Origin of the sequence: Paenibacillus sp. CR_12, from assembly GCF_041953985.1 — a bacterium.
GTDB classification, from domain to species: domain Bacteria; phylum Bacillota; class Bacilli; order Paenibacillales; family Paenibacillaceae; genus Paenibacillus_AQ; species Paenibacillus_AQ lautus_A.
In genome coordinates this window covers 658,155-673,258 of the sequence record NZ_JAVFHO010000001.1, presented here as the reverse complement: position 1 = coordinate 673,258, position 15,104 = coordinate 658,155, and the positions used below count along the sequence as shown (strand labels likewise).

Here is a 15,104-nt window from a genome sequence, read left to right as displayed (position 1 = left end):
ATGACCTCCTGAATGTTTATTGGTTGATGTATGTTAACCCTTAAGGGAGCCAACCGTAAGCCCTTTCACGAAGAACCGTTGGAAGAACGGGAAGATGATCAGCATCGGCCCGCCGGCCAGCACCGCGATCGCCATTCTTGCCGAGTTGTTCGGGAAGCTGGATAAATCGATGCCCAGCTGCTGCGAAAATTCCGAATTGGAGGTTATGAACTCGATGCTGCCCAGCGTTCGCACAAGCAGCAGCTGCAGCGGCACCTTGTCGGGATCGTCGAGATACAGCATGGCGTTGAACCATTCGTTCCAGTACGTGAACGAGATAAGCAAACCCAGCGTGGCCAAGGCCGGCGTGGATAGCGGCAATATGATCCGGAAAAAGATGCGCAGCTCCCTTGCCCCGTCGATTTTGGCGGATTCCACGATTTCAAGCGGAATTTTGGACATGAATCCCTTCATGACCATGATGTTGAAGGGCGAGAGCAGAACCGGCAGGATTAGGGCAAGCAAGCTGTCCTTTAAATGCAGGTATTGGGTGATGAGAATATAGGAAGGGACGAGCCCGCCGCTGAACAGCATCGTGAAAAACACGTAAAACGTCGTTACCCTGTTGTAGCGGTAATCCGGTCTCGAGATGACGTATGCGGTCATCGCGGTGAGCAGAAGGCCTGCCAGCGCTCCAATGACGGTCACCGTGATCGTGACCCCGTAGGCCCGCAGCAAAATGTCGGGTGCGTCGAGAAGATAGCGATAAGCCTCCAGGCTGAACGTTTCTGGAAAAAACTGATAGCCCTTGTCGGTAAGCGACGCTTCGTCCGTCAGCGAGACCGCGACAACGAGCAGAAACGGCAGGACGATGGCCAGCGATAGCAGGATGAACAGCAGATGGATCAACATTTTGGATAGTTCGAACTTCTTCGGCATCGGATATCCTCCTTCTTACCACAGGGAATGCTCTGGATTGATTTTGCGCACGATCCCGTTCGCCGCCAGCACGAGCACGAAACCGACAACCGACTGATAGAAGCCCGTGGCGGCCGACATGCTGACATTACCGATCTCTCGGAGTGCGCGGTATACGTACGTATCGATAATATCCGTGGATCCGTACAGGAAGCCGGAGTTGTTCGGAATGAAATAATGCAGTCCGAAGTCGCCGCGGAACATGTTGCCGATGGACAAAATCAGCAGAATGATGACCAGCGGAGCCAGCAGCGGGACCGTAATTCTCATGGCCATCTGCCATTTCGTCGCACCATCGATCCGGGCTGCCTCGTAATACTCGCTGTTAATGCCGATAATGCCCGCAAAATAAATAAGCGTGTTGAAGCCGACTGCCTTCCATAAATGAACAAGAATGAGAATGGCCGGCCATGCCTCGGCCGTCTGGTACCAACTGATCGGATCCATGCCGAACATTTGCAAGGTGCGGTTAATGAAACCGTCGGAATGGTTCAGGAAGGCATATGCCACGTATCCGACCAGCACCCAGGATAGAAAGTGGGGCAGAAACAGCGCGGTCTGATAAAATTTGCTCCATTTCGCCCTGAGCTCGTTCATCAGAATGGCCAACAACAGCGCAGCGGCCGTGGTAACTGCAATGTAAGCGGCATTATACAGCACCGTATTGCGCGTGATCCGCCAAGCCGTATCGGTCGAGAACAAATAACGGAAGTTTTCCAGACCTACCCATTCGCTGCCGAATATGCCGAGATCGTAGCGATAATGCTTGAAGGCGATGATCAATCCCACCAATGGAATATAGGCAAAAATCAGCTTGTACAGAATCCCCGGCAGGGATAAGAGAAACAGCTCGCGGTTGTTTCGAAAGTGGCGAAGCTCCCTGCGAAGCGCCGATTTTTTTGGGCGAGTGCCGGCTGGTTCTGAATCCGGGTCGGGCCCGGTTCCCGATCGGTTCGCCGGTTCCGCGCCCATAGAGCCCGATCGTGTAATCTTCTTCAACATAGCGAAAGCCCCTTCCTTTCCTTGTGCACTTCTTGCCTGCGTTCCAGGCTTTGCACGTTTAACGATAGCTCAAACGCGGTACTTTCCGTTACTGTACAATTTCAGGATTGCTGTACAGGCGGACTGTAGGGATTTCGGAATGCTGTACAGCCGGCTGTATAGATCCAAGATTGCTGCACTTGCAAAATTTCAGGGCCTCTGCCGACACTAAGGGGCTACCATTCTCCCATCATCGATGCGATGCCCAAGGTGCAGGAGCAATGGAGACAGTACTTTTCAGTTAAGCGTTGATCCAACTGGTCGACGGGGCTCTCAGATTGTATCGAATCTGCCGGTTCGCCCGCATTCGAATGGATATCATTGTCGGAGCACGGATGGCAAAAACCCGCAAACGGCAACACTCGCCTGCGGGTCTGATGGAACCTGTGCGATTTAAGTACTGCGCTCGATGGCGCACTTCAGGCGGTACTCTTTCGGGGTCGTTCCATACCGGCGCTTGAACAGCCGATAGAAATAGCTTTCATTGCCGAAGCCTACCTTCTCCATGATTTCGGCCACGGTCAATTGCTGCTGCTCCAGATACTGCTGGGCACGGGCAAGCCGAGTCGCGTTGATCTGGTCGACTACCGTCGCACCTTCATGCGCCTTGAACACTTGCCCCAAATAGACGGAACTCATCTTCAGCATATCGGCGATCTTCTGTACGTTGAGGTCCGGATCGGCATAATGCTTATCGATCATTTCCTTGACGGTATCCGCAAGCAGCCGGTTTTTATCCTCGCGTCCGCTCCTGCGCTGCTCGAACACTTCCCGCACGACGTCCAGGAGCACGCACTCGATCTCGTCCAGCGTCTCTTTTTCGAGAATGCGGCGGTTAATTGCCTGCAGATTGACCGACACCGGGTTCAAGTTGTTATTATTCATTTCACCAAGCGTATGGCTCAGCGTCATGGTCAAATGCAGCAGCGCCGAAAACATGCCGTCAAAGCTAAACTCGGCAAGATGCTCCCTCCAGCTCCGAATCGCTTGCTCCGTCTCGTCCGGATTGCCGCCCTTTAAGCCCTCCGTCAGCCGGCGTTCCACTTCCTTCGGAATGGTAAGCGATTCGTTTCGCTCGTTCCTGCGGATCATCTCCGGCCGGATCACGGCGCCCTTACCGAATATCATGCGATAGTTGGAATGCCGCAGCGCCAGATTGTAATGTTTCGTAAGCTGGCGATAATCCTCGAAGGTATCGCTTAGCGTTACGGTGAACGTAATCCGATAGAAGCGGAGAATGGTTTGCTGAAGTTCACGGAAGCGTTCGTGCAAGGACTCGAGGTGACCGGAATCGCCCCCGACAACAAAAACGAGATGGCCGCTCTTCATATCCGCCGCTTCGCAGGAGCCGCCATGGCGCAGAAGTTCCTGGCCGATATTCGCGATGGCGAAGGAATAAAGCTCTTCCGCCCGGGGAACCGGCTGCAGGACCTGGCTTTGCAGGTCGTCGAGCTGCACAAGCGCAAGTCGAAGCGGCGAAGGATGCACGATATCGATCCCGTACTGCTCCTTCATCCGCATAAACGCTGCTTCGTCCATGCTGTCGCTTGTGCCGATCAGGCTCCGCAGATGATATAACTTGGCGATATTCCATTGCGTGGCCCGCTCCTGTTCCAATCCTCTGAGCTTGCCGATCATTTCCGTTACGTTCTCCGTGATCAGGGACAGCTCATCCTTGGCTTTGGCGTCTCCACGTCCATCGTAGGGCACCAGCGTAAGCAGGCGTCCTACCGGTTTGTATAGCCGGAGCGAAATCAGTACGGACAGCAGCAAAGCCAGCACGGCCACGGACAAAGTCACGGCCATCTCCGTCCACCGCATCTGGCGGACGCTGCCCAGCACGTCGTCATAGTCTTGAAGGCTGATGATCTGCCAGTCGTTTAAACCTTTGCTTAAATAGGTGACCTTATATTTCTTATCGCCTTGTTGATGGATGAAGGAGTCCGGTGCATGGTTTGCCGAGCCCATCCGTCCGAGTAAATCTCTCTTGATGTCCAGCCCGGGCGGTAGCTTGCGGTCGCCCGCCATCAGTACTTGACCATTGCCGTCCGTAACGAACAGGACGTCGTTTTCCCGTTCGGCGACCCGATTAAGCGCTTTCACATTGTCCAGCATCCACCCCGGCTTCACGGTCAAGATCAGCGCGTTCCGATTGACGGAACCGAGGCTCGGCCCATCATATATGAAAAATGCGAACACGTCGATGCCTTCGTTCTCCCCGTCGAGATCGAGCGGAATGAGCTGCAGCTTCGGCAGGTCCGCACGAGCGTCCATGTAATCTTCCAATGCGCCGTAAAGGACGCGCGTATCCATATCATGGCTCAGCGACGAGAAAAAACGGCCCTGTTTGCCGTTATAAAACACGGCGGCGTGCAAGTACGGGGAAGCAGCAACCGTGCGGTTCAAACGCTCGATCTTCAGGATGCTCTGCTTATAATCCGCCCCGGATTTCAGTGCGATGAGCTCTTCGTCGTTATACAGCGATACCGCCAAATCCTTCACGATCCCGTTCATGTTCTCGATGTTGTAGTTAATTTGGGTGAGCAGCTTGACGTCGGCCTCATGCTGGAGGCTCAACACTTTGTCACGGGCGGCGGCGTTCAGAAAGAGGGAGGCGATGGCGAGCATGGCGACGACGAGCATAAAGCTCAGGATAATCCGCTGCAAATATTTGCGAGAGCGGAGGGTTTGCAGCAAGTTCATGGGACCACTCTCCTGCAAGTTTAGGTGGCTTTACTATAAGCCGCCGGGATTTTCATTGTCAATCTGCATTTTCGAAATATTACCCTGTACGGGATACGCACTGACCGTATCTCTGGGTATTGTCGTATGATCAGGGCTGCTCAGGTGACCCGCCCCTCGCCATCCCTCTTCTGCCGAAGCATTTGCCGATAAGCACCTGGCGTCATGCCAACCTTGGCGGTAAACAGGCGCGTCATGTAGTTCGAATCGCGGATTCCCACGCGTTCCGCGATCTCGGAAATGCCAAGCACCGTGCCGCCAAGCAGTTTCTTGGCCTCCTCTAGGCGCAGGTGCAGCACGTACTGCAGTGGCGTTTTGCCGATATGCCTCTTCATGCATCTTGCGACATAACTCGCTTGGAAGTGGAGCTTTTCCTCCAGCGCGGCCCGTTCAAACGGCTCCTTCCAATGTTCGTTCAAATAGGCTGCGGCGGCCTGGGCCAGCCGGACGGAAGGCTCCGGCTCGGATGTCCGGGCGCAGCCAGCCTGCAGCGCGGCAAACAGCTCGGTCAGCAAAAGGTGGAGCTGGAGCGCATTTTCCCCGTTCAGTCTGTTGTGGGTATCGTTCAATCCGCGCAGCATCGGCTCCAAGGTTTGCACCTCGAAGGGCGCAAACTTCGGCAAGTACATGCGCTGCTGCGGAGAAGGCTCAACGTCTTCTACCGTGCCTTTGGACAGCAGGTTCGACCAGGGAATATCTTCCCGACGGATGTGCTCGGCCGGATGACCATGAATGAAATGCACCCAATAAATCTCCGTATGCTCCGAGCAGGCTCGGTGTCCGACATGCGGCAGTCCCGCTTCCAGCACCAGCAGCTTTCCCGCGCCGACCTCATACTCCGTCTGTTCTTCCGTCATATAGAGCGTTCCTTTCGTGACCAGAAGCAGGTCATAAACGCCGAAGGTGCGGGCGAAATGCCTGTCTCCCGGCTTCCATACGGCATGTCCGGCCGTAACGAATTGCGGCAGCGGCGGTATGGCGAATTCTAAGCACAGCACAGCCATCCCCTCCTTTTCGCAAGTTCATTTTGTGCTAATCAAAGTCTATATTATCACTGGTTGCCCGCATGAAAAAGAGGTACATTTGATCACGAGAAACCGCTCTCATATAGCGACTAAGGAGGCTGTTTACGCATGCGTTTTCGTCAGGTTCATCTCGACTTCCATACATCCGAGGCCATTCCCGGCATCGGTAGCCGGTTTTCAAAACCCCAGTTTCAGAACATGCTGCGCGCTGGGCATGTCGATTCCATCACCGTGTTTTCTAAATGCCATCACGGCTGGGCTTACCATCCGAGCGAAGCCAATGAAACGCACCCGCATCTCTCATTCGATCTGCTGGGCGAAATGATCTCGGCTGCCCATGAAATCGGCGTCAAGACGCCGGTGTACTTATCCGCGGGGCTGGACGAAAAGCTGGCGCGGCGCCATCCCGAATGGCTGATCCGCGACGCGAAAGACCGTACGCGCTGGGCAGAAGATTTCATGACGCCAGGTTACCATGAATTTTGCTTCAACACGCCTTACCTGGACATCTTGCTGGCGCAAATCCGCGAGGTAGTTTCCAGGTATGATGCGGACGGCATTTTCCTTGACATCGTCGGAATCCGTCAATGCCGGTGCCAGCATTGCGTGACCGCGCTGCAATCAGCGGGTCATGACCCTCGCGATGAAGCTGCCGTTGCCGCGTTAGGCGAATCCACCTACCTGAACTATGCCCGCCGGGTAAGAGAAACGATCGATGAGATTAAACCCGGTCTGCCGGTATTCCATAACAGCGGCCATCAACGTCGCGGCCGCCGCGACCTTGCTCAAGTCAACAGCCATTTGGAACTCGAATCGCTTCCTACCGGAGGCTGGGGTTACGATCACTTTCCGCTGTCCGCACGCTATGCACAGACGCTAGGCATGGACTATCTCGGCATGACGGGCAAATTCCATACCTCCTGGGGCGAATTCGGCGGTTACAAGCATCCGAACGCACTGCGCTTCGAAACGGCGCTCAGTCTCGCCCATGGCGCCAAGTGCTCGATCGGCGACCAGCTTCATCCTTCGGGTCTCATGGATGAAGCAACCTACGCCTTGATCGGCACAGCCTATGCGGAGGTGGAAGCGAAAGAGCCTTGGTGCAGCGCAACCTCTTCCGTGGCGGACATCGCCGTCCTGTCGCTGGAGGCTGCTTGGGAGGCTTGCCCGGAAGCACGGAAGTCGAATGACCGGAACAACCTGGCGGATGCCGGTGCGGTACGCATCCTGACCGAAGGGCATTACCTTTACGACATCGTGGATGCAAGTGCTGATTTTAGCCTCTACAACGTGCTGATTCTGCCGGACGAGGTACCGATATGGCCCGGATTGGAAGAGGACATCCGTGCATTCACAGCGGGCGGAGGAAAAGTTCTAGCCTCGGGTCGTTCGGGTTTGAATGCGGCAGGCGACGCGTTTGCGCTGGATCTCGGATTGAACTGGCAGGGCCAGAGCCCATACCGTCCGTCTTATTTCCGCCCGGACTTTGTTCCAGGACCTCTCATGCCTGCATCGTACGTAATGTACGGTGAAGGTCAGCTGGTTGAATTGAACGGCGGCCGAACGCTTGGCAGCCGGGAGAACCCGTACTTCAACCGCGATGTGTTCACGTTCTGCTCACATCAGCACACGCCAAGCGCCGGAGAAGACGGCGGCCCGGGGATGATTGAGAGCACAAACGGCATCTACATCGCATGGAATGTGTTCGGCGACTATGCGGACAACGGCCATCTCATTCTGAAGGAGATGGTATTGCATGCGATCGACCGGCTCCTGCCAAAGCCTACTCTACGCTGCGATTTGCCGGCACGGGGCATCGCGACGCTGCAGTATCAGCAGGAGGAGAATCGTTATATCAATCACCTTCTCTATGCTTCTCCTGTCCTGAAGGGGCGCATTGAAGTCATCGAGGACATCGTACCGCTGCGGGATGTTTCCGTCCGCTTGCGCCTCCCTGCGGCGCCTTCGATCCGGCGGATCTATCTGGCCCCCTCGATGGAAGAGCTTTCTTATACCATTGGGAGTCAGGGGGAGATCAACTATACGGTTCCCAATCTGGATAATCATCAAATGGTTGTGCTGGAACTGGCGTAAACTACATGCTTGCCTTCATGATGAGGGAACAGTTCTTCCATATGATACAAGCAGCCGCAGTCTGGAGACTGCGGCTGTTCGCATCATATCGGTTCATTTGCAGGTCTTTCATGTTGCCTGCTCACCTTTCTTTCGTCATGTGGCGAACGAATGTCAGCTGCTCAGCCGTTCTGAAGCTGGGTGCATTTGCTTAGTAATCGGATTATACATCTTCTAGCAGAACGGAATTGCGATGAGAACCAGGTACGTAACAAGGAAAGAAGATAGCGCGAATGGCGTTTACGTTCCTCGATTTATTCTATGACAGCGGAAAGCACGCCTTCCTTTATCAAGGTCCATCGATCCCGCGGATTGGCGATAAAGGACGATGCAATCGCTACAACCATATCTTTTTCCGGAATGCAGCAGATGATATTGCCTCCATCGCCTACGGCCGAATATGTATAAATTCCGTCCTCATCCCTCAGCCACCACAAATAACCGTATTGGTTAGCGTTCATCGCCGTTGATTGGTCTATCCAATCTCCCGGTATAATCGGTTGTCTGTCCCATAGGCCGCGGTTCAGGTACAGAAAACCGAAACGCGCCATATCGCGCGGGCTTAACGTAAGGCCCCATCCACCCGTGGTGTTGCCGCCGGGGTCTTTGACCCATCCCCTGACGTCTTTACCGAATAAATGATCAAATCCGAATGATCCCATGTCATGATCCGGGATTTCGGTCATGCCAATCGGTTTAAACAAGTGTTCGTTCGCAAAGGCGCGTGCGCTTTTTCCGGTGGTGCGGGTGATAATGGCTGACAGCAGGTGCACTCCTGCGGTGGAATATTTGAACGCTCCCAGGGTTCCGCCTTCCCCCAGCATATCAAGCGTATATGCTACCCAATCAGGCTGCATGCACATTTTGTCCAATGGCTCGCGCCAGTCCTCAAAGGGATACGGAGCCGTCATCGTAAGAAGATGGCGAAGCGTAATGTCTTGTATTTGCCGATCAGCGGACTTGTGTTCATATTCGGGAAAGAAATCCAGCACCTTTTGATCCGAATTGTCAATATAACCGGCACCGATGGCAATGCCTATGAGGGCGGATAAAACGCTCTTGGTGACCGATGCCACATGGTGGGTATCCTCCGGGCCGCAACCATGATCGTATTTTTCATATGCGATATATCCGTTTCTCACCACGACCATACCGTTGATGTTGCCGTATTCGGATGGGATCAAAGCATCAAGGTCCGAAAGCTTGCCGGCATCCAAACTCAAGGCTTCAGGGGCAGCGGCTTGCCATGCCTTCGTTGGCCAATACTCTCTCTTCATTAGAGATACCTCGCATTTTTTATTTGTTTTTTCGACACGGGAAAATAGACCTCAGTAACCAAGTGCTCGGCAGCCGTGGCTTGATTCGGATCGGTTACATAGATTTCATACGGGGATTGGCGCAATGCGTATCCCTCTTCTTCTATCCATTCCCTGAGCCTGGCATATACCGATGTCAAATCCGAATAGGAACCCTTCCAAACAGACTTGGCACATCGTCCTCCCTCCAGGTCCCTCGTTCCAATAACCCTCTCCTTGACCGGGAGGGCAAACTCGGTGTCATTGCCTGCGGGATTGTATTCGGAGCTGTGATAAATCGTCATGGGCGTACCAACCAATGTAAGCTTCTCCTTGGCAATCTGTTCATATAACCCGCTAAAATACCTGCCATAACCCAGAGCATAATCCTCCCTGCTCATCATCCGGCGAATGAAAAGAAGATGCATTGGCGCCCGATCCACAAGCTGCACTTCAATTCGATTCAGGTACGACATCACGTCGATGCCCTTTTCCAGACTCAGGATATCCTGGTCCATTCGGTTCAGGGCATGATGATACATATCTAATTTGTGCTGGACTTCCCGACGCTTGCGGTGAAGGGCCGTGTAAAGCTTCTCATCCGAGTGATCCGGTTCCCCCGCTAAGATTTCTTTGATTTCGTCCAGTGAAAAATGGTAAGACTTCAACCGGTTAATATAGAGCATTCTCTTTAGCTGAGCGATGGAATAATACCTATACCCGTTTTCCGGATTGATCTGATCCGGATGAATTAATCCGATTTCATCGTAATACCGAAGCGTCTTCGTCGATACTTCGCATAGTTTGGAGAATTCCCCAATCGGCAGCAAGGATCCACCTCTTTCCGTCTAGACTCTTGGTTCAAGATCACTTTACACCTTGCCCTTAGGGCAAAGTCCACTGCTAATTTGTAAAATGGAATCCCTGATCTTCCTCGCCTCCGTACTACACCTGAGGAAGATCTTCCGGCAGTTCCCCGGTGTTCAGCCACTTCCCCGTTACGCGGTTGAATAATGCCGGATCGGCAAGCGGTATGCCGTGCCCGATACCGGGAAACACGATCCCCTCCGCAAGGTTGGATAGCTGCACGAGGTCCCTGGCTGATTTTTTAACGCTGGCTCTTTCCTTCTCCCCGACCGTAACCAATACCTTCGTCGAAGATTCTTTGATGCTTGGAGAGATTGCATAGGACATGTTTTCCTTGAGCACCGAAACCAGCAGCTCCGAAGGCATATGCAGGGATTCCGAATAATACTGTTCAAAATCATCCCGATTCACGTACAGCGTGCTTGCCTGCCATCTGGAGAACCATCGGTATTTGGTCAGCGGAAAGGTCATTCGTACAGAAGGTTCGATCAGCTTCAGCGCAGCCGGCATCGGCCTAAGCAAAGCGCTGTTTACGATTGCGTAATCGATGAGTTGAGGTCGTTGGCACATCATTTCCACGAGAATCTGAGCCCCCAAGGAAAAACCGAATACAATAATTTCCCTTCCGTCCGCCTTATTCGAGATGACCTCATTGATCTGGGCTGCAGTGCGTTTTATAGAAAAGGGCCCGTTGGCGGAGCTGCCGCCGTGTCCGGGTAAATCGGGAACCAGGCAGTAATCGTCTTTAAAAAAGGGAAGCTGCTTGTTCCACATCCAGCCGCTTACCCCGCCCCCATGCAAAAATACGATCATCCTTGACGCATGAATGTTTCCGCTCTCCTTCATGAATAAGTTCATTGTATCATCCCCAATATATAACATTTACTTTTAATACAATTATAGTATATGAATCTGAAGATTTAACAGAATTTTTAGCATTTTATTATACTTTTAAAAGATTCATGGTATAAATTATGCATTGCACGGCTTGCCAATACAATTCCCTGGACCAAAGTCGAGTCTGGTTTCCTGCCGCGGATCCAGTTCAAACTCCTTCTTGGGACTGTTCTTCCTCCTCTCTGCATGGTCTACCATTAAGTGGAAATCCAATGCATATGTGATAAGGAGAGGAACACATGAAGCCGAAGAGACAAAGCAAGTCAAGAACCATTCGTGTATTGGCAGCCTCCGTGCTGTCCGCCAGTCTGCTGGCTTTCCCCGTCGATATTCATGCGGCAGCGGCCAAATCCGCAGAAGTCGCAGTCGAATCCCGGCATGCGGGGGCACCGGTACTAAGCTCCAACGAAGTCAAGGCTTTCGCTGACGCTTATTTTGCCGATCCCCAGGTTTCGGACATGCTGGCAGGCGCACTAGTAGTGGTCGTACAAGACGACAAGGTGCTGTTGAATACGGGCTACGGTTACGCCGATCTTGAATCCAAGAAGAAGATTGATCCGGATCGTACATTGTTCCGCATGGCATCGATATCGAAATCGGTTACCGCAACGGCGGTCATGCAGCTGGTCGAGAACGGGAAAATCGACCTGAAGCAAAACATAACCGAATACATGCCGGATGTGAAGATCCCTAACCTTACCGGCGCCCCCGTCACCGTTGAGCATTTGCTGACGCATACGACGGGCTTCGATTTTACGGACAGCTACTCGGTTCCGCCTCAAATCATTCAGAAGGGCGAGATTCCGCTCGCCGATTTTATCCGGGTGAATGCTCCGGCTGTGGTTCGTACGCCTGGTGAAGTTTACCGGTATGACAATCTGGCATCCTCCATGCAGGGATATATTGTCCAGAGCGTATCTGGAGAGCCGTTTGAGAATTATATCAAAAAGCAAATATTCGACCCGCTGAACATGAAGCGTGCCGCATTTCGAATGAACGACGATATCATCGCGAATCTTGCCACGGGGTACAATGTCGATCAACAACCGATAAAGCCTTACGAGAACGTGCCTACCATCGCACCTGAAGGCGGCATGTTCGCCAGCGGTACCGATATGGCCAATTTCATTACTGCCCATCTGAACGAGGGCCGATTCGGATCGGCCCGCATCCTGAAGGAGGAAACGACGCGATTGATGCACAAGACGCATTATGATGCCGCTGGCATTCCGTTGACGTCTTACGGCTTCGAGTCGTTCATGCACAACAGCCATAACGGCCAAACGGTGATTGGCAAAGGCGGCGATTTGGAGGGCTACCATTCCTGGCTTTGGCTGCTTCCCGACCAGAATGTCGGTGGTCTGATCGTTGTTAACAGCGACAAGAGCTCTTCGATCCGCAGCGAATTTTTCGTCGCGTTCATGGATCATTTCTATCCGAAAAAGCAGGGCTCAGAGAATTCATTCCCACTCCATCAGGAGCAGCTGCAGAAATTCGAGGGCCTATACAGAAGCCTGAGGACTCCGATTATCGCCACCCAGGTGACTGCCGGACAAGGCGAGCTGCTGGTTAACGATGCCATGGGCGAGCATAAACTCAAACCGGTCGGACCGCTGCGGTTTGTGGATGAGAACGGCGTACCCGCCGCGTTTAAGGAAGATGATAACGGTGATGTTGCGTACATGTATTACACGGCCATCGACAGTATGTCCGAGAAGCTCCCGAATCCTGCTCCTTACAACGACGTCCCTGAAGAAAATCCTTATGCCAAGGACATTTACTTCGCTCAGTCTCTCCAGGCTTTCGGGGATAAAGGACAATCCAGCTTCCGGCCGGATGAACCGATTACCCGGGCCGAGTTTGTCAGCGTCATCAGCAGGCTGGCCGGCATGAAGCCTAGCGAAAGCGTAAGCATATTCAAAGATATGCAAGGGCACCCGCTTGCTGGTTATGTGCAGAATGCTGCGGATATGGGCGCCGTGATCGGCAAGACGAACCAGAATTTCGAACCCGATCAGCCGATCACGCGCCAAGAGGCTGCAGTTATCATATGGCGGACTGCACATCATGCGCTTGGCGCGAAGGCCGTCCCGTCCAAACTCCGTACGAAACCGGCCGCGTGGGCGGATGAAGCGGTGCAGTTTATGGTCGGAACCGGCATGCATGGTCCCGAAGTGACCAAGGATGCAAACGGTGCGGCCGATTACCGGCCAACGGACAATCTTCTGCGGAAGGAAGCAGCGGCCATCTACGCGAAACTGATTCAGCAGGCTTTTGGTTTTTAATTTGGTCCGCTGCTTACTAGTGGAAGCTTGGCACTCATAGCTTAATATGAATAAGAACAGCTGACGGTTTCGAATCGTCAGCTGTTCTAGTACGAATCATAATCAGGTGATGGTGATTAGCCCCCCGATCCTATCTAGAAAAATGCATATAATCCTTCTTCAAAGTACTTGTACTCCGACTCGCTAATCCTTCCTCTCCCATATCCTTCAAAGAAAACGTCGATTTCCGATTCGGTTTCAATCGCGTTCGGTTTAGGGCGTATCGCCAAAGACACATCATACCTTGGATCACCAAGCGCTCCACCGCTCCAATCTATGATGCCCGTAATGTTTCCGTCGCGAACCAAAACATTATCAATCGTGAAATCACCATGTATTAAGGTGTTTGTTAAGCGCCCACGATTGATTGTTTTCTTTATCTTCCACGAACCTGTAAACCGAAGGGACCAGCAACGATGTCTTTTGCAGAGAATGCAGAACGCGGATTTCTTGTGCCAGCCACGAGTTGTACTGCTCTCCCTTCGTTCGCTTTAGAATAAATCGCCCCTGCTCGTTTTCCAGTATTCCTACATCCGATGTATGACCCTGTCTTGGAAATTCCAGCTTGGATACCGTACCTACTTCATCTATAATCGACTCGGGTATTTCATGCAATTGAATCGGAAGCATATCATGTCTCCTCACCTATAAATTGGAAGCAAATATTCTTCCTCATTATACACACTGCATTCGCCTTCAATCGATAATTTTCACCTTGGCTTTTGTACCTTGTTGACTTCATGCACAACAAAAAAGACATCCCCGTTAGGATGTCTTCTCGTCTCTTTTATGCACAGAATTATTCCAGCTTGAAGTTTCCGGAGCCCGTGCGAACCTTCAACAGCACGTCGCCGCTGCCAAGCGTTCCCTTCAGTCTTCCTTTGTCTTCGTCCTTCACCTCGTAACGCATTCCATCCAACCGAATATTTCCCTCACCGGAACTTCCCTGGTAATCGACTTCCAACGAAGTAGGTTCTTGAGCCAGATCAATGCTCACGTTGCCGCTGCCGGTTCGCAGATCGGCATCATGAACCAATCGTTCCGTATCTACGCGGATATTGCCGGATCCCGTCTTGCCTTGCAAAGCCGCTTCTCCATCACTCAGCTCAACGTTGCCGCTGCCGTTTTGAAAGCTCAGCTGTTCGGCATGATAGCCGTCTGCCGAGATTTCGCCGGACCCCGATTGCAGCGCCACCGATTCGGCTTCAATCTCCTCAACTTCGATATTGCCGCTGCCGGTATGCACCGCCAGCTCGCCGGCGTTCACCTGCTGGACATTGACATTGCCGCTGCCTGCCTTGACGGTAACCTCGTCTCCCAGTAAGCTCTCTACTTCGATATTACCGCTCCCGCTTTCGATCTTGGCCGTTTCCCAGTTCTTTTCCGGTAACTCCACCGTTAACTGTAGATCCATAATGCTTATACCCAGATTAATGCCATGATCTTCTTCGACGCCAACCGTCATCGAATCGCCGTTCGGCTCAACCTGCAGTTTCACCTGGTCGGCATATTTCGAACTTGCCTTTCCACTCAGCCGCACCTTGATCTGATCCGCGGCTCCTTGGACGACATGAATGTCGATGCTTCCGGTCTTCACCGTCAAGTCCCGGTAATCATCCGCATCAAACGTTTGCTCTTCATTTATCTTCTTGGTGTCAAAGGAAAAGCCGAATTGAATATCCGAAAAAATGTTCCTTGGGTTCATCGTAAAGATCAGCAGCAGCACGCCGATTGCCACGATCAAGAATCCTGTTCTCTTCTTCATAACGTGTTCCTCATTCCTTCCATATCATCCCTGTATGAGTTCTCTTTTTTTGCCAATT

The 15,104-nt window shown here is 52.6% G+C and carries 12 protein-coding genes; 2 read left to right on the top strand and 10 right to left on the bottom strand.

Translation table 11 applies throughout. The features are described 5' to 3' along the window. Nucleotides 1-33 precede the first annotated feature (33 nt). The 4 genes from RB297_RS03045 to RB297_RS03030 all read right to left on the bottom strand — a co-directional run bounded on the left by RB297_RS03045 (nucleotide 34) and on the right by RB297_RS03030 (nucleotide 5,744). A complete protein-coding gene (locus RB297_RS03045) occupies nucleotides 34-918 on the bottom strand; it encodes a carbohydrate ABC transporter permease (RefSeq protein WP_375119692.1) in 885 nt (294 codons plus the stop codon). A 15-nt stretch (nucleotides 919-933) separates the two neighbouring features. Next, nucleotides 934-1,959, bottom strand: coding sequence for an ABC transporter permease (locus RB297_RS03040; protein ID WP_192572081.1), 1,026 nt, complete (start codon nucleotides 1,957-1,959; stop codon nucleotides 934-936). Nucleotides 1,960-2,391: 432 nt separating this feature from the next. Beyond that, entirely contained in the window at nucleotides 2,392-4,701 is a 2,310-nt protein-coding gene (locus RB297_RS03035) for a helix-turn-helix domain-containing protein (protein WP_375119691.1), read from the bottom strand. 140 nt (nucleotides 4,702-4,841) lie between these two features. Next, complete coding sequence (locus RB297_RS03030) at nucleotides 4,842-5,744, bottom strand: helix-turn-helix domain-containing protein (protein ID WP_375119690.1); 903 nt, start codon at nucleotides 5,742-5,744, stop codon at nucleotides 4,842-4,844. Between the two features lie 129 nt (nucleotides 5,745-5,873). Between RB297_RS03030 and RB297_RS03025 the strand changes: the two genes are divergently transcribed. Then, nucleotides 5,874-7,859: a beta-galactosidase gene (locus tag RB297_RS03025; protein ID WP_375119689.1), complete on the top strand. Its 1,986-nt coding sequence runs from the start codon at nucleotides 5,874-5,876 to the stop codon at nucleotides 7,857-7,859. 293 nt (nucleotides 7,860-8,152) lie between these two features. Here RB297_RS03025 and RB297_RS03020 read toward each other — a convergent pair whose 3' ends face one another. The 3 genes from RB297_RS03020 to RB297_RS03010 all read right to left on the bottom strand — a co-directional run bounded on the left by RB297_RS03020 (nucleotide 8,153) and on the right by RB297_RS03010 (nucleotide 10,918). Beyond that, nucleotides 8,153-9,175 carry a serine hydrolase domain-containing protein gene (locus RB297_RS03020; RefSeq protein ID WP_375119688.1) on the bottom strand — a complete coding sequence of 341 codons (1,023 nt, stop codon included), beginning with the start codon at nucleotides 9,173-9,175 and terminating at the stop codon, nucleotides 8,153-8,155. Next, nucleotides 9,175-10,023, bottom strand: coding sequence for a MerR family transcriptional regulator (locus tag RB297_RS03015; RefSeq protein ID WP_375119687.1), 849 nt, complete (start codon nucleotides 10,021-10,023; stop codon nucleotides 9,175-9,177). The genes RB297_RS03020 and RB297_RS03015 overlap by 1 nt, the downstream gene beginning before the upstream one ends. Before the next feature lie 115 nt (nucleotides 10,024-10,138). Beyond that, nucleotides 10,139-10,918 (bottom strand): alpha/beta fold hydrolase, encoded by a 780-nt coding sequence (locus tag RB297_RS03010; protein WP_192572087.1) that lies wholly within the window; start codon nucleotides 10,916-10,918, stop codon nucleotides 10,139-10,141. Nucleotides 10,919-11,196: 278 nt separating this feature from the next. On the opposite strand from RB297_RS03010, the gene RB297_RS03005 reads away from it, so the two are divergent. Further along, complete coding sequence (locus tag RB297_RS03005) at nucleotides 11,197-13,242, top strand: serine hydrolase domain-containing protein (protein WP_375119686.1); 2,046 nt, start codon at nucleotides 11,197-11,199, stop codon at nucleotides 13,240-13,242. A gap of 134 nt (nucleotides 13,243-13,376) precedes the next feature. Here the strand turns inward: RB297_RS03005 and RB297_RS03000 are convergent, their stop codons facing one another. The 3 genes from RB297_RS03000 to RB297_RS02990 all read right to left on the bottom strand — a co-directional run bounded on the left by RB297_RS03000 (nucleotide 13,377) and on the right by RB297_RS02990 (nucleotide 15,046). Next, complete coding sequence (locus RB297_RS03000) at nucleotides 13,377-13,589, bottom strand: phosphotransferase family protein (protein ID WP_347177543.1); 213 nt, start codon at nucleotides 13,587-13,589, stop codon at nucleotides 13,377-13,379. Between the two features lie 19 nt (nucleotides 13,590-13,608). Then, nucleotides 13,609-13,911 carry a hypothetical protein gene (locus tag RB297_RS02995; RefSeq protein ID WP_375119685.1) on the bottom strand — a complete coding sequence of 101 codons (303 nt, stop codon included), beginning with the start codon at nucleotides 13,909-13,911 and terminating at the stop codon, nucleotides 13,609-13,611. A 169-nt stretch (nucleotides 13,912-14,080) separates the two neighbouring features. After that, nucleotides 14,081-15,046, bottom strand: a complete 966-nt coding sequence (locus RB297_RS02990) for a DUF4097 family beta strand repeat-containing protein (protein WP_375119684.1) — start codon at nucleotides 15,044-15,046, stop codon at nucleotides 14,081-14,083. Between the last annotated feature and the right edge of the window lie 58 nt (nucleotides 15,047-15,104).